15 protein-coding genes are annotated in these 15,027 nt (G+C 70.5%); 6 read left to right on the forward strand and 9 right to left on the reverse strand.

Annotation, left to right across the window (positions count from 1 at the left end):
- Window positions 1-36: 36 nt before the first annotated feature.
- From IE286_RS17520 to IE286_RS17555, 8 genes are all read right to left on the reverse strand, one after another.
- The gene (locus IE286_RS17520; protein WP_189797696.1) at window positions 37-912 is read right to left on the reverse strand and encodes a carbohydrate ABC transporter permease; all 876 of its coding nucleotides are present in this window, start codon (window positions 910-912) and stop codon (window positions 37-39) included.
- Window positions 909-1,874 carry a carbohydrate ABC transporter permease gene (locus IE286_RS17525; protein ID WP_189797697.1) on the reverse strand — a complete coding sequence of 322 codons (966 nt, stop codon included), beginning with the start codon at window positions 1,872-1,874 and terminating at the stop codon, window positions 909-911. The genes IE286_RS17520 and IE286_RS17525 overlap by 4 nt, the downstream gene beginning before the upstream one ends.
- 5 nt (window positions 1,875-1,879) lie before the next feature.
- The gene (locus IE286_RS17530; protein WP_189797698.1) at window positions 1,880-3,229 is read right to left on the reverse strand and encodes an ABC transporter substrate-binding protein; all 1,350 of its coding nucleotides are present in this window, start codon (window positions 3,227-3,229) and stop codon (window positions 1,880-1,882) included.
- 131 nt (window positions 3,230-3,360) lie between these two features.
- A complete protein-coding gene (locus IE286_RS17535) occupies window positions 3,361-4,362 on the reverse strand; it encodes a LacI family DNA-binding transcriptional regulator (protein WP_189797699.1) in 1,002 nt (333 codons plus the stop codon).
- Window positions 4,363-4,422: 60 nt separating this feature from the next.
- Window positions 4,423-5,238: an ABC transporter permease gene (locus tag IE286_RS17540; protein ID WP_189797700.1), complete on the reverse strand. Its 816-nt coding sequence runs from the start codon at window positions 5,236-5,238 to the stop codon at window positions 4,423-4,425.
- Between the two features lie 40 nt (window positions 5,239-5,278).
- Window positions 5,279-6,124: an ABC transporter permease gene (locus IE286_RS17545; protein WP_189797723.1), complete on the reverse strand. Its 846-nt coding sequence runs from the start codon at window positions 6,122-6,124 to the stop codon at window positions 5,279-5,281.
- 75 nt (window positions 6,125-6,199) lie between these two features.
- Window positions 6,200-7,399, reverse strand: a complete 1,200-nt coding sequence (locus IE286_RS17550; protein ID WP_189797701.1) for an ABC transporter substrate-binding protein — start codon at window positions 7,397-7,399, stop codon at window positions 6,200-6,202.
- Window positions 7,400-7,427: 28 nt separating this feature from the next.
- Window positions 7,428-8,465 (reverse strand): ABC transporter ATP-binding protein, encoded by a 1,038-nt coding sequence (locus IE286_RS17555; RefSeq protein WP_189797702.1) that lies wholly within the window; start codon window positions 8,463-8,465, stop codon window positions 7,428-7,430.
- Between the two features lie 234 nt (window positions 8,466-8,699).
- Between IE286_RS17555 and IE286_RS17560 the strand changes: the two genes are divergently transcribed.
- A complete protein-coding gene (locus tag IE286_RS17560) occupies window positions 8,700-9,404 on the forward strand; it encodes a FadR/GntR family transcriptional regulator (protein WP_189797724.1) in 705 nt (234 codons plus the stop codon).
- Between the two features lie 234 nt (window positions 9,405-9,638).
- Window positions 9,639-9,863, forward strand: coding sequence for a hypothetical protein (locus IE286_RS17565; RefSeq protein WP_373312717.1), 225 nt, complete (start codon window positions 9,639-9,641; stop codon window positions 9,861-9,863).
- 40 nt (window positions 9,864-9,903) lie between these two features.
- Here IE286_RS17565 and IE286_RS17570 read toward each other — a convergent pair whose 3' ends face one another.
- On the reverse strand, window positions 9,904-10,578 hold the full coding sequence (locus tag IE286_RS17570) for an MmyB family transcriptional regulator (RefSeq protein WP_189797703.1): 675 nt from the start codon (window positions 10,576-10,578) through the stop codon (window positions 9,904-9,906).
- Window positions 10,579-10,803: 225 nt separating this feature from the next.
- Here IE286_RS17570 and IE286_RS17575 point away from each other — a divergent pair, with 225 nt between their 5' ends.
- The 4 genes from IE286_RS17575 to IE286_RS17590 all read left to right on the forward strand — a co-directional run bounded on the left by IE286_RS17575 (window position 10,804) and on the right by IE286_RS17590 (window position 14,969).
- A complete protein-coding gene (locus IE286_RS17575; RefSeq protein WP_189797704.1) occupies window positions 10,804-11,460 on the forward strand; it encodes a helix-turn-helix domain-containing protein in 657 nt (218 codons plus the stop codon).
- Between the two features lie 40 nt (window positions 11,461-11,500).
- Entirely contained in the window at window positions 11,501-12,070 is a 570-nt protein-coding gene (locus IE286_RS17580; RefSeq protein ID WP_189797725.1) for a toxin-antitoxin system, toxin component, read from the forward strand.
- Between the two features lie 131 nt (window positions 12,071-12,201).
- Entirely contained in the window at window positions 12,202-12,432 is a 231-nt protein-coding gene (locus IE286_RS17585; protein ID WP_189797705.1) for a hypothetical protein, read from the forward strand.
- Between the two features lie 719 nt (window positions 12,433-13,151).
- Entirely contained in the window at window positions 13,152-14,969 is a 1,818-nt protein-coding gene (locus tag IE286_RS17590; RefSeq protein ID WP_189797706.1) for an asparagine synthetase B family protein, read from the forward strand.
- Window positions 14,970-15,027 lie beyond the last annotated feature (58 nt).

Here is a 15,027-nt window from a genome sequence, read left to right on the forward strand (position 1 = left end):
GTGCCTGAGGCTGCCGCCGGCCGGCCGGTCTGCGGGTCAGCCCTTGACGCTGCCCGCGCCGATCCCGGCGATGATGTGCCGCTGGAAGACGAGGAACAGCGCGACCACCGGAAAGCTGGCGATCACCATGGCGGCGATGAGCACGGTGAGCGGGATGTTCTGCGACAGCTGGACCAGGGCCACGCTGATGGGCTGCTTGTCGGTGTCGGAGAAGACCATCAGCGGCCACAGGAAGTCCTGCCAGACGCCGACCAGGGCGAAGATCGACACCACACCGAGCACCGGCCGGGACATCGGCAGCACGATGGACCACAGGATGCGCAGTTTTCCCGCGCCGTCGATCTCCGCGGCCTCCAGCACGTCCCGGGGGATCTGGTCGAAGAACCGCTTGAGCAGGTACAGGTTGAAGGCGTTGGCGGCGGCCGGCAGCCAGATCGCGAGCGGGTCGTTGAGCAGGCTGGTGTGGATCAGCGGCAGGTCGGCGACGGTCAGGTATTTCGGGACGACCAAAGCCTGGGCGGGGACCATCAGGGTGGCGAGGATGCCGCCGAGGACCACCCTGCCGAAGACCGGTTTCAGCTTGGACAGGGCGTAGGCGGCGGCCGTGCACAGCACCAGCTGGCAGGCCCAGGCGCCGGCCGCCTGCACGGCGGTGTTCGCCAGGTGCCGCGGCAGCTGCATCAGGTCCCAGGCGTCGGTGTAGGCGCTGGTGTGCCAGTGGCGGGGCACCAGGGTCGGCGGGGTCTGCGCCACCTCGTCCGGCGACTTCAGCGCGCCGGTGACCATCCAGTAGACGGGGAAGAGGAAGGCGAGGACGAACAGCAGCACCGTGGCGGTGAAGACGGTCCAGTACACCGCCTTGCCGCGGGGGCGGGCCAGGGCCGCCGGGGAGATCAGGGTGCGGGTGCTCATGCGTCCTCCTGGCCGGAGCCGGAGCGGGTCAGCCGCAGATACAGGGCGGAGAACAGCGCGAGCAGCACGAGCAGCATCACGCTCAGGGCGCAGGCGCCGCCGAAGTCGTTGTAGAGGAAGGCGTATTTGTAGATGAGGTAGAGCACGGTGACGGTGGCGTTCTCCGGGCCGCCGCCGGTGATCACGAACGGTTCGGTGAACACCTGCATGGTGGCGATGATCTGCAGCAGCATCAGCATCAGGATCACGAACCGGGTCTGCGGGACGGTGACGTGCCGGATGCGCTGCAGCAGATTCGCGCCGTCCAGTTCGGCGGCCTCGTACAGCTCGCCGGGGATGGACTGCAGGGCGGCCAGGTAGATCAGGACGGTTCCGCCCATGTTGGCCCAGGTGGCGACGAGCACCAGGGAGACCAGGGCGGTGTCGGTGCCGTTGGTCCACTGCGAGGTGGGCAGGTGCAGGGCGCGCAGCACCTCGTTGGCGAGGCCGGCTCCCGGGTCGTAGAACCACTTCCACAGCAGGGCGCTGACCACGGGCGGGATCATCACCGGCAGGTAGACCACGACCCGGAAGAACGCCTTGGCGTGCCGGAGTTCGTTGAGGACCAGCGCGAGCAGGAACGGGACGGCGAAGCCGATGAGCAGCGCCAGCACGGTGAAGGTGAGGGTGTTGCGCCAGGCGGCGCCGAACTCGGGGTCGTGCAGGACGCGGGTGAAGTTGGCGGTGCCGACCCATTCGGGCGGGTTGCCGGGGGTGTACTTCTGGAAGGCGATCACGACGGCGCGGATCGCCGGGTACCAGGAGAACAGGGCGAAGCAGATCAGGCCGCCCAGCAGGAAGGCCCAGGCGCGGGCCTGGTCGGCGAGGCGCCGCCGCCGTGCGGCCCCGGCCGGGGGCGGCGCCGTGTGCGGGTGGCCGGCGGCCGCCCGGGCGGGGCGCCGCTCGGCCGTGTGCGTCGTCATGGCCGTCAGCTCCGGGCCAGGATGCCGTCGATCTTGCCGGACGCGTCCTTGAGGAGCTTGTCGATGTCCGCGTCCTTCTTGGTCAGGACGGCGGAGACCACGCCGTCGAGGACGGAGTAGATCTGCTGGGCGTTCGGCGGCTCGACCTTCAGCTGCAGCTTGCTGTTGCCCTCCAGGAAGGCCTGGTAGTTCTCCACCGGGACGTTGGCGTTGGCCTTCTTGATCTGCTGGTCCTTGGCGTCGGCGGCGCCGGTGAACAGGCGGGGCTCGGGCAGGCCCACGGGTGCGTCGTGCTTCTTGGCGCGTGCGTAGTCGCCGAGGAAGCCCTTGCCGGGGGTGAGGAACATGTGGTCGAGCCACTTCAGTCCGGCGCGGATCTGAGCGGGTGTGTTCTTCTTGTTGAACATGTAGCCGTCGCCGCCGATGAGGGTGGCCTTGCCGCCGGGCATCGGGGCGAGGGCGAGGTCGCGGTAGGTGCCGCCCTTCTCCTTGACCAGGATGGGGATGTTGTCGGGGGCGGCGAGATACATGCCGAGCTTGCCCGAGCCCATCATCAGCTGCACGTCGTTGATGACGAGGAGCTGCTTGCTGCCCATGGAGTTGTCCTCCCAGCGCATGTCGTGCAGGTTCTGCAGGACGGCGCGGCCCTGGGGGGTGTCGATGGTGGCCTTCTTGCCGTCGGGGCTGACCACGTCGCCGCCCTGGGAGTACAGCTCGGCGGTGAAGTGCCAGCCGCCCTGGTTCTGGGCGCTGTAGTCGGCGTAGCCGACGACGCCGTTGCCCAGCGCGGCGATCTTCTTCGCGTCGGCGCGGACCTCTTCCCAGGTCGTCGGCGGCTTGTCCGGGTCGAGGCCGGCCTGGGCGAAGAGCTTCTTGTTGTAGATGAGGCCCATCGAGTAGCCGGTGCGGGGGATGCCGTAGATCTTGCCGTCGACGGTGTAGATGTCGCGCAGCTGCTTCTGGATGGTGGGGTAGCTCTTCAGTTCCTTGATGTAGGGGGTGAGGTCGGCGGCCTGGCCGGTGTCGACGACGTGCTCGACGTCGGTGAAGTAGGTGTAGAAGACGTTCTCCATCTGGCCGCCGGCGAGTTTGGCGTCGAACGTCTTGGGGTCCTCGCACGGGAAGGCGTCGTGCGCCTCCACCTGGATGTCCGGGTTCTGCCGGGCGAAGGAGGCCAGCTCCTCCTCGAAGAACTGGCGGTCGAGCTTGGCGCTCCTGGGCGGTTCGCAGTTGACCGTGATGCGGGTCTTGCCGCTCGCGGAGTCGTCGTCGCCGGACGCGCAGGACGTCAGGGTGAGGGCGAGGGAACAGACGCCGATCACGGCGACGGCATGACGGAACCCGGTGCTTCTCATCGGTGGACCCCTCTGGACAACAGCGGTGGGCGCCGCACACTCAAGCACCGGGACGGTGGCTGCGCAAGATATCGCGCGGAAGATGCAAGAAATTGACAGGCTCCTGGATCTTCGAGACGGTCTTGCGCACCTCAGGTACGAGGTGCTTGCGCCGTGGATCCCCGGACCACCAGCTCGGGCTCGAACAGCAGCTCGTCGGCGGGGACGGGGCTGCCGCCGATCTGGGCGTGCAGCAGCTCCACGGCCGCCTTGCCCATCGACTCGATCGGCTGGCGGACCGTGGTCAGCGGCGGCTCCGTGCAGTTCATCAGTGCCGAGTCGTCGTAGCCGACGACCGAGATCTGCGCCGGCACGTCCAGCCCGCGCCGGCGGGCGGCGCGCACCACACCGAGCGCGAGCGGATCGCTGGCGCAGATGAAGCCGGTGACCCCCCGGTCGATCAGCCGGGTCGCGGCGGCATGCCCCCCCTCGATGGAGAAGATGGCCCGCGCGACGAAGTCGTCGGGCAGGGCGTTACCGGCCAGGGCACGCGCGGCGGCCAGCTTGCGGGCCGAGGGCACATGGTCGCCGGGGCCGAGGACCAGGCCGATCCGCTCGTGCCCCAGGGAGGCGAGGTGGCGCCAGGCCTGCTCGACGGCGACCGCGTCGTCGCAGGAGACGCCCGGGAAGCCCAGGCGGGCGATGCCGGCGTTGATCAGCACGACCGGGATGTTGCGGTCGGCCAGCAGCCGGTAGTGGTCGTGCGGGGCGTCCGCCTGCGCGTACAGCCCGCCGGCGAAGACGACCCCGGACACCTGCTGCTGGAGCAGCAGCTCCACGTAGTCCGCCTCGGAGACGCCGCCCTTGGTCTGGGTGCACAGCACCGGGGTCAGGCCGAGCTGGGCCAGCGCTCCGCCGATGACCTCGGCGAAGGCCGGGAAGATCGGGTTCTGCAGCTCGGGCAGGACCAGGCCGACCAGGCGGGCGCGTTCCCCGCGCAGCTGCGTGGGCCGCTCGTAGCCGAGGACGTCCAGCGCGGAGAGCACCGCCTGCCGGGTGCTCTCGGAGACCCCGGGCTTGTTGTTGAGCACCCGGCTGACCGTGGCCTCGCTGACCCCGACCTTCTTCGCCACTTCCGCAAGTCGTCGCGTCATGCCCGCAAGGCTAGCGCAAGCGGTGCAAATTTTTGCATGGCCGGTCGGTGCGCATGGTCCTCACACACGGCTGCCGGACGCCGTGTCCGACGACAGCCGCTGGGCGAGATAGAGCGGCAGCACCGACAGCAGCACCAGCACGGCCGCGACCACGCTGACCACGGGTGCCTGCTGCGGCCGGGTCATGTTCTCGAAGATCCAGATCGGCAGGGTCTCGACGCCCGGTCCGGCGGTGAAGGTGGTCACCACGATCTCGTCGAAGGACAGCGCGAAGGCCAGCAGCCCGCCCGCGAACAGCGCCGAGCGCACCAGCGGGAAGGTGACGTCGACGAAGGCGCGGAAGGTGTGCGCGCCCAGGTCCATCGCCGCCTCCTCGTAGGAGCCGGAGGTGCGGCGCAGCCGTGCGACAACGTTGTTGAACACCACCACGATGCAGAAGGTGGCGTGGCCGACGACCACGGTGAACAGGCCGAGGCCCACCCCGAGCGGCTGAAGCACGGTGGAGAAGGCGGAGTTGAGGGCGATGCCGGTGACGATGCCGGGCAGCGCGATGGGCAGGACCACCACGAAGGAGACGGTGCCGCGCCCGAAGAATCGGTACCGGGCGACCGCGAAGGCGATGAGCGTGCCCAGCACCAGGGCGATCGCAGTGGCGCCCAGGCCGGCCTTCACCGAGGTCCACAGCGCCCCGCGGGCACCTGAGTTGTGCCAGGCCTGCTGCCACCAGTGCCCGGTCAGTCCGGGCGGCGGCCAGCTCGCGCTGCGGTCGGGGTTGAACGAGTTGACCAGGACCAGCAGCAGCGGAACGTAGATCACCGCGAAGCCGACGACGGCGGCGACGCCGAGGGCGATGCGCGTGCCGCGGGAGAGCTGCATGACTCACGACCCTCCGGATGACGGGGAACGACGAGGGCGGTCACAGGCTGCTGAGCGCGCCGGTGCGGCGCAGCGCCAGCAGATAGAGCACGATGACGACGACGGGGACCAGGCCGAGGGCGGCGGCCATGGGCAGGTTCAGCTCGATGTTGGAGTACACGAGGTTGCCGATGAGCTGGGTCTTGCCGCCGACGATCTGCACCGTGATGTAGTCGCCGAGGCTGAGCGAGAAGGTGAAGACGGAGCCGGCCCCGACGGACGGCAGCACCAGGGGCAGCACGACGGACCGGAACGTGCGCGCGGGCCGCGCACCGAGATCGGCGGAGGCCTCCAGCAGGCCCGCCGGCAGCTGTGCCAGCGCGGTGTGGACCGGCAGGATCATGTACGGCAGCCACAGGTAGGTCAGGGTCAGCACGGCCGCCGGCAGCCCGTAGCCGGGTCCGTCGAGCCCGAAGGGCCGCAGCATCCAGTCCGCGAGGCCGCCCTCGGACAGGATCAGCCGCCAGGCGTACACCTTGACCAGGTAACTCGCCCACAGCGGGGTGAGGACGGCCACCACCAGCAGCGGGCGCCACCGGCGCGGTGCCACCCGGGCGGTGAAGAAGGCCAGCGGGAAGCCGATCACCGCGCACAGCACGGTGACGGCGAGCGCGACGCCGACACTGCGCACGATCACCTCGCGGTAGACCGGGGTGGTCAGCACCGCTCGGAGGTTGTCGGTGGACCACACCTTGACGACCTGCGAGGTGAAGGAGTTCGTCGTCCAGAACGCGGAGACGAACAGCACGGCGAGCGAGCCGAGGTAGAGCACGGCCAGCCACAGCAGCGGTGCGGTCAGCAGCAGCGCCAGCCGCAGGCGCGGGCGGCGGTGCAGCGCGCCGGCCAGCCGCCCGAGGGTGCCCCGCGGGCGTTCTCGGGCGGCCGGCGCGGCGGGCGGTGCCGGGGCGGTGGCGGTCACGGCTCAGCCCTTGATCTCGGTCCAGGCCTGCACCCACTTCGCGTAGGGGACGCACTTCACGTCGGTGCGTCCGTCCAGGCACTGCTCGACGGGTGTGTTCCAGAAGGCGATCCGCTTCCAGTAGGCGGTGTCGGCGGCGTGGTAGGTGGTGCAGAAGTTCTTGTCGGTGGTCTGCTCGCAGGCCTTGGCGTTGGCGGGTGCCTCGCCGAAGTACTCGGCGACCTGGGCGTTGACCTTCGGGGAGACGATCCAGTTCAGCCACTTGTAGGCACAGGTGGGGTGCTTGGCCTTTGACGAGATCATCCAGGTGTCCGACCAGCCGGTGGAGCCCTCCTCGGGCACGAACGCCTTGACCTTGGCGCCCTCGGAGGCGGCGAGGTTGGCGATGACCTGCCAGGTCGTGCCGATCACCGAGTCACCGCTCTTGAAGGCGGAGACCTCCTTGAGGTAGTCGCTCCAGTACTCCCCCACGTTCTTGTTCTGCTGTTTGAGCAGGTCCACGGCGGCGTCGAACTGCTTCTGGTCCAGCGCGTAGGGGTCCTTGATCTTCAGCTCGGGCCGGTGGGCCTTGAGGTACAGGGCGGCGTCGGCGATGTAGATGGGCGAGTCGTACGCCGTCACATGACCCTTGTGGGCGAAGGCGCCGTCGAAGACCGCCGACCAGGAGGTGGGGGCGGGTTTCACCTTCTCGGTGTTGTACATCAGCAGGTTGGCGCCGCGGCCGTGCGGGATGCCGTAGGCCTTGCCGTCGACGGAGTTCCACGGCTGCATCTTCAGGTCGGGGAAGATGTCCTGGTAGTTCGGCACCAGGTCGGTGTTGACCGGGGCGGCGTCGCCGGAGGCGATCAGGCGCAGGGAGGCGTCGCCGGAGGCGGAGACGGCGTCGTACTCGCCGGTCTTCATCAGTTTGACCATCTCGTCGGAGCTGGCCGCGACCTTGGAACGGACCTGGCAGCCGGTCTGCTTCTCGAAGTCGCTGACCCAGTCGGCGTCGGGGTCGTTGGAGCCGTCCTCGACGTAGCCGGCCCAGGCGATCAGATCGACCTGGCCCTCGGGCTTGCCGAGCCGCGTCGGGGCCTTCAGGTCGGGCGGGTTGAGGCCGGTGGCCGAGGACTCGCCGTCACCGCCGGAGGACCCGCAGGCGGTGACGGCGAGGAACAGGGTGGCGGCGAGGGCCGCCTGGACGGTTCGGATGAGGCGCACGGCAGGACTCCCTGAAGACGAGGGCGGTTCAGCGGGCGTCGGGTACCTGGACGGTGTGACGGCGGTGCCAGGCGAGGCGTACCCGGGCACCCCGGAAGGCGGCGACGTCCTCGGCGGAGGTGGTGAGGTTCTGCTGGAGGGCGGTGAGGCGTCCGCCGGCGTCGAGGTCGACGAGGAAACGGGTGGCGTCGCCGAGGTAGACCGTCTCGGCGACGGTGCCGGTGGCGGTGACCTGCCCGGGCTCGTCGTCGGCGGCGGACTCCTTCAGCACCCGGATCTTCTCCGGGCGGACGCTGTGGACGCCGTCGGTGCCGAGGACGCGCCGGGCGGCCTCGCCGCGCAGCAGGTTGGAGGTGCCGACGAAGGAGGCGACGAAGGAGGTCGCGGGGCGTTCGTAGATGTCGGCGGGTGTGCCGACCTGTTCGAGGCGGCCCTGCCGGAAGACGGCGATCCGGTCGCTCATCGCCAGCGCCTCCTGCTGGTCGTGGGTGACGAAGACGAAGGTGATGCCGACCTCGCGCTGCAGGGCCTTGAGTTCCAGCTGCATCCGCTCGCGCAGCTGCGCGTCCAGGGCGCCGAGCGGTTCGTCGAGCAGCAGCACCCGGGGGCGGCCGACCAGGGCCCGGGCGAGGGCGACCCGCTGGCGCTGTCCGCCGGAGAGCTGTGCGGGACGTCTGGTGCCGTAGCCCTCCAGGCGGACCTGGGCGAGCGCCTCGCGGGCCTGCCGCAGCCGCTCGGCCTTGGGCACCTTGCGGATCTTCAGGGCGTAGGCCACGTTCTGCTCCACCGTCATGTGCGGGAAGAGGGCGTAGTCCTGGAAGACGGTGTGGACGTCGCGTTCGAAGGGGGCGAGGCGGGTGACGTCCTGCCCGGCGAGTTCGATCCGTCCCTCGGTGGGTGTCTCGAACCCGGCGATCAGCCGCAGCACCGTGGTCTTGCCCGAGCCGGACGGGCCGAGCATGGAGAAGAACTCGCCGTCGTGTACCGCCAGGTCGATGCCGGCGACGGCGACCGTCTCCCCGAACGTCTTGCGCAGGCCCTGAAGCCGGACCGCCATTCCCTCCATGCGGGAACCCTTCTGGCGCTCATGGACGTTGGACGGAAACATATGAAGTCAGAGGTCAAAGCTCAAGACCGCCTCCGGGGACAGTTCGAGTCGGCGGGCGAGGTGGTGGCCGTGGGGCGACGCGACGCGGACGGCCGGGCGCCGGGTGCCGTGGGCGCGGACGGCGGCGGTGGCACGTCCGGGACGGCCGCCGGGGCGACGCAGGGCGGTCGGGGCCTGACCGGGGCGCGCACGATGGTGTTCGCGCCGGTGGCGACCGGGGCGCGGGTGGACGCGGTGGTCCGCAGGCTGGGCGACGCCATAGAACTCGGTCTGCTCGCCGACGGGGAGCAGCTGCCCGGCGAGAGCGACCTGGCCGGGCGGCTCGGGGTGTCCACGGTGACCCTGCGGGAGGCGCTGATGGCGCTGCGGCAGCAGGGGCTGGTCACCACCCGGCGCGGCCGGGGCGGCGGCAGCTTCGTCTCGCTGCCCCCGTGGCCCGCCGCGCAGCGGCTCCGGGAGCGGCTGCGGGCCTGGAGCACCGAGGAGCTGCGCGACCTCGGCGACCACTGGGCGGCCCTGTCGGGGGCGGCGGCCCGGCTGGCGGCGCAGCGCACCGCGCCGGAGGATCTGGGGTATCTGCTGCGCACCGTGGAGGAGTTCGCGGGCGCCGCGCAGGCGCCGGCGCGCGGCCGGCTCCACGGCCGGTTCCAGGTGGAACTGGCCGCCGCGGCGCAGTCCGCCCGGCTCACCCGGGCGCAGGTGGCGGTGCAGACGGAGCTGGGGGCGCTGCTGTGCCTCGTGCTGGACGACGGTGCATACGGTGAAGAAGTCGCGAACCGGCAGCGAGCCGTGGTGTGCGCGGTGCGGGACGGGGCGCCGGACGCGGCCCGCTCGCTGGCCGAGCGGTGCGTCGAGGAGACGGCGGCCCGCCTGGTCGCCCTGCGGCTGAGGCTGTAGCGGCCGGGAGCCGGACGGGCGGTTCGACGCCGCTGATGCGTCCGGCCCGTCGGCTGGAGGGCGTCATGGGCACAGGCACCGCTCGCGCACGGTCCCCGCACCACGGGCGCAGGACGGCGACGCCCGGCGCACGGGCGGCCGTGTGCACCGCCGCACGCCTGGGCCGGGTACGGGAGGCGGTGTTCGAGGCGGTCGCCGAGACCCGGGGCGCTGGCGCTGCCGCTGCTGCGGGCGTTGCCCGGACCCGCCCATCTGGTCGGCGCCCGGGGGCGGGTCGCCGCCTCCGCCGACCCGGCGCACTTGACCGGCTCCCTCACCCGCGGTCCCGGCTTCGCGGCGGTGCTGCGCACGGCCCGGACGGCCACCTGGGCAGGCCTGACGCTGGTGCCGTGCGCGGGGGTGCCGCTGGTGCTCGTGCTGGACGAGCGGCACCCCCGCGCACGGCACGGACGAGGATGAGCACGACGCCGTCGGCGACCTGAACGCCGACGGTGCCGGCTCAGACCTCGGGTGCGGGCACCACGCGGAGGTGGCCCGCGGTCCGGCGGGTGCGCCGGGGCCTGCGCGCGGGCGCGTCGGTGCGCCGCGCGGCACGCAGGACGAGGGTGATCCGGGTGTAGCCGAGGTCGCGCAGGGTCTGCGGGGTCTCCTCGACGACCCGGCAGTGGGTGACGCCGCGCCGCGGATCGGGGTGGATCAGCGGCCGGACGGCACCGTCGGACACGGCGGCCTGCGCTCCGGCCACCCGCAGCCAGTGCGGCACGCCCTGCCGGTAGGCGGCGTCCATGATCGGGTCCTGGGCGATGTCCCGGCGCAGGGCCTGCAGCGCGTGATCGGGACCGCAGCGGTCCAGGGCGGCCGCGAACTGGGCGAGCATCGGCAGGCACCAGCGCGTCTCGTGGTCGGGGCCGAGAACGGTTGACGCCTCGGGGTGGAAGAGGACGAACCGCAGGAAGTTGTCGTCCGGCATGGCCGTCGGGTGCGGGCCCAGGTGCCGGAAGAGCGCGGTGAAGGCGCTGTTGCTCAGGACCACGTCCCAGCTGTGGTCCACGACGAAGGAGGGAAAGGAGACGGCCTCCAGCAGCGCGGCGTAGTCCTGCAGGTAGGCCTGCGCCTCGGATCGGACGGGAACGGACCGCGGCGCCGGCCGCTGCCCTCCTGACTGAAATGCCATCGGGAGGTCACCCCTCTTGCCTCTGCGGCCTTCACGCGGCGCCCCGATCCTGCTGGTCGGAGACGAGTCGTGTCAACTATCGTGGCATTCAGGGACGGTTGTCGGCTGAAATTGGCCACAGTTGTGGCGAGACCTGGATGTGAGTTCGAGCGACGGGCTACTCTCCGGGAAGTTCACGGCGCCCCGCCATGTGAGAAGCCTGTGAGAGACGTAGGAGATCTGTCGGTGACCGATGGCATCGAAGATCCGGGCACCTCGGTGTCGCCTGTGCTGACGGCGGTCGTCGCACGCGTCACCGCGCTCGCCGACCGGCTCGGCGTGCCCCACACGGAGGTCTTCGACGCCGGCCGCCTGTCCGTGGCCAGCGGCGTGCCCGAGCCCGTGGTGCGGGCCCTGCTCAGCGGTCGGCCCGCGGGCGAGCCGGACGTGCAGGCACGCTTTCTGCAACGTCTGGACCTGCTGCGCCGCACCCGGCTCAAGCCTAACGGGCGGCGTTACACCCAGCAGGAGATCGCCGACGGCGCGGGCATGTCGCGGCAGCAGGCGGGCGCGCTCATCAACGGTGACCGGCGCCCCACCATGGAGCACTGCGACGCCATCCAGCGCTTCTTCCGTGTGCACGCCGGTTTCCTGACCGCCGAGGACCCCGAGGCGCTGGCGGGCGCCCTGCAGCAGACCGAGCAGGAGCTGCTGCAGCGGCTGGCCGACCGGGAGCGCGAGGCGGCCGCGGCCGCCGACGATCCGCTGGAGCGGCTGCTGCAGAACCACGGGGTGCGGTCGATCGCCTGGCGTGCGGCGCAGCTGCCCACCGACCGGCACCGGGACAAGGTGGCCGAGTGGCTGGACATGCTTCTGGAGAGCGTGAAGCGGCCCGAGTCGTGATGCCGTGAAGCTGGGGAGGACCGTGGGCATCGACAGGCGGATGCGGCGGCTGTGCGGCGAACTGGTCGCCGAGCTGACGCTGCCGAAGCCGGCCCCGCCGGACGACCTGTACACCGCGTTGTGCACGGCCATGAGCAGACGCCGCGGACGGCCGGTGACGTTCCGCACCGCCGCCTTTCCGCCCGCCACCGCCAGCGGGCTGTGGCTCGACATGGAGGACCAGGACCTGGTCCTGATCGAGCAACGCACCGCTCCCGACCACCAGTTGGTGATCCTCGGGCACGAGCTGTGGCACATGCAGGCCGGGCACGGCGGCCGCCATGTCGAGGGCGCCGCCGTCGCCGCCCGCCTGCTCGACGAGGGCGCGGATCTGCCGGCGACGGTGCAGAAGGTGGCCGCGCGCAGCGGTTTCGAGCGCACGGAGGAAGAGGAGGCCGAGCACTTCGGCCTGCTGCTGGCCAGCAAGTGCCGTTCCTGGCTGGCCTCCTCCTCCCTGCGCCGCCCGGTGCGGCGGGACCGCCTCGTGGGCCGGATCGAGGCGTCGCTGGGCTATCTGGGCCGCCGCATGGAGGTGGACGGGGAGCGTCCCGGGCCGCGTCCGACGGGCTGAACGGGCGACATCGGCCGCGGCGCGGGGGCGTTGTCAGTGCCGGACGGCAAGCTGGTGGGCACGTGCGGTTCCGAAACGGCCGGGACCGGGCGGGCCGACCGCTGTGAGCCGACATCCGGGGAGAGGGTTTGATGCCGACCGCCGTCCTGACCGACCACGAACGCGCCGCCGTTCAGGCCTACGTCCGGCTGCTGAGGACCGTACAGGCCCGCCTCGGCTCTCCCCCGGCCGCCGGCGGCCCGCCTCCGCTCCTCCCGCCGTCCGTCCTCGCGGACGCCGAACGAGCCTTGAAGCGCGCGGGGTTCGGCGGCACCGAGGCGGAGTTCTTCCGGCTGGTCCGTGACTGGTGCGGCGAGGCGTGACGTGCGGCTCGGGCCGGCTGCGGAACGGGGCTGCTGGGGGCGGCCGGGTTCACGGGTGCTGGTTCGTACCGTGGTGCCCACGTGGTTGCCCGTCGTGCCGGCGAGCCGCGGCGGACCGTGTCCCGGATGCCCCACCGGCCGGCGCGCGTCGCCTGCCCTGCACCCCCCGTGCGTAACGCGGAAGCACGCTGCGGTCGCGCCTTCGCGCGACCGATGCTGCACGCGTACGGTGAGGCGGCACCGCGCGCCCATGCGCGTGCATCGCACCGGCCGGCGGCACGCGTCCGCACCGTCGGCGGACACGTACCAGCGGCTCTTCGGCCTGCCAGGACCGGGCCACCAGCCCCACCGCTCGTCACACGGCACATGTGTCGTGGTCACTGTGAACCCGGCGCGGACAACGGATCACAGGGGAAGAGCCACGCAAGACACCGCAGTCCTCACCGGCTCGCCGGGCGTTCAAGTCGATCGAAAAATAATTTTTGTATACCCAGGCCGTGTACAGCTCTCGCAGAACCACTAGGTGAAGTAGCTCACAGACATGCGGGGCGCCGCTCTCCTAGAATCTGGAACGTCCCCCTCCTGCTTCTTCGAATCCCCTGTCTTTCCTCCTCACCGGATTCCCCCTCCGTCATCCCATTCCCAGCCATGCCCTTACCTGATCGGCGAGGGTTGTCTTGTGACGCGTAATCGACATCCGAGCGCCAATAGAATGAAGGATGAGCGTGTCCGGTATTGCCGGTTGGCTTGATCGAGAGCGCAACTTACGGCAGTTCAGTCTTACAGTCGAGCAACTCGCCTCCTCGCTCGTCACCCGTGGCCGAGAAGGCGGTCCACCCTGGCAGGAACAACATGTGGCGCTGGTGCAGCGTGACTCCGCGTCGCACGGGCAGCCTGCGATTGCCACCAATGCCCTCGGCGACGTTCTGGCAGCGGCGGTGTGTGACGGAGACGTCGTGCCGCCCAGTGATCTCGATCCACGGGAAAGCTCAGGTCCCGATGCGACGATCACCGGCGGAAACCGTGGCGCACGCATCGTGCTCAGAGCATATCTGCGGTGGGGCAGGTCCGCTCCGGAACACCTGGACGGCGTATTCGCCTTCTGCGTGTTCGACGTCCGCGGCGAAGAACTCCTCTTAGGCCGCGACCGGCTGGGCGTGAAACCCCTGAGCTATGTACTCACGTCCAGCGGTGCGGTGTTCGCCTCCGATGTCGCCACCATCACCAGTCATCCACTGGTGCGCGCGGAGCTGGACGGCACCGGATTGGCCGCGGTCCTCACACAACTGCGCAGCCCCGGTCATGGTGTCCTGCGCGGCCTGCGCGAGGTGCGGCCCGGCCACACAGTGTGCCTGTCACCGAACGCCTGCACCGAGGAGCCGTACTGGCGCCTGGAGGCTCACCCCCACGAACTCGACCTCGACTCCACGATCAAGCACGTCAGGGAACTGCTCGAGGACGCCGTGGCACGATCGGCGCCTGGGAAACAGGCGGCCGTTCTGCTCTCAGGCGGTCTGGACTCCAGCATCCTGACAGGTCTGGTCGCCTTCGGCGTGCACGGTCCGCCGAGAACCTTCACCGTGCTGTTCGACGGTGCCGCAGCCCCCGTCCCCGACCGGCCGTACGCCGAAGAGGTGGTACGGATGTGGGCCTGCGACCACTGGAACGTCGTCATCCGTCCGGAGGAACTGTCGGACCCGGTGACATCGGCAGAAGTACTGGCTGCCAAGGACGTGCCGACGCCCTTCGGCGACAAGAACATCACTCCTTACCTCTTCAGCCGGCAGGTCGCCGGACACACACCCGTGGCGCTGAGCGGTGAGGGGGCAGACGCGCTGTTCGCCGGTCCCGGCGGCTCCGTCGACGGAAACCGGGTGCTGACGTCCTTTCCGTGGATCATGCGTTCGCGACGCATGGGCATGCGCCACGGAATCGGCACCGGCCTTTTCGACCGGGCTCTCCTGGAGGCGGTCGACGTCGACGGCCATGTCGACCGGATGTTCCGCGAAGCCCTCGACGAGGTACCGCACCCGGCCGGCGGCGACCGTCTGGAACGGCTCGCCCGTCAGGTGGATTACCTCACCGTGACCAGGTTGCTGGAACAAACGGTGCTGCACATGGAAAGGCTGAGCACCGCGGCCGGTCTGGAGGTGCGGTTCCCGTTCACCGACCACCGCCTGCTGTCGATGCTGTACAACGTTCCCCCGTCGATGAAGTCGTTCGACGGCCGGGAGAAGAGCCTGCTGCGCGCCCTCGGACGGGACGTCGTCCCACCGTCGGTGCTCACCCGGGCCAAAGTGCCCTTCCCCATCAATTACGACCCTGGCTACAGGGCCGGTCTGCGCAGCAGACTGCGCGACTTCCTCGACGACAGTACGGCACCGGCGCGGCCGCTGGTGGATCTGCAGGCGATCCGCCGCATGACCGAGGAGCCGTCACTGATCGACCGCGGCGGCTGGTTCGGCCGCGCCGACGCGGAAATGGTGCTCCAGCTCAACGACTGGATGCGGCGCCTGAACATTCAGACGCGGCTGTAAAGGGCTGCTTGTCCGACTCGGGCGGCCCCGGCACGTTCGTCCCGCTCGTCTCACTGTC

This window comes from Streptomyces thermodiastaticus (assembly GCF_014656135.1).
Taxonomy (GTDB): domain Bacteria; phylum Actinomycetota; class Actinomycetes; order Streptomycetales; family Streptomycetaceae; genus Streptomyces; species Streptomyces thermodiastaticus.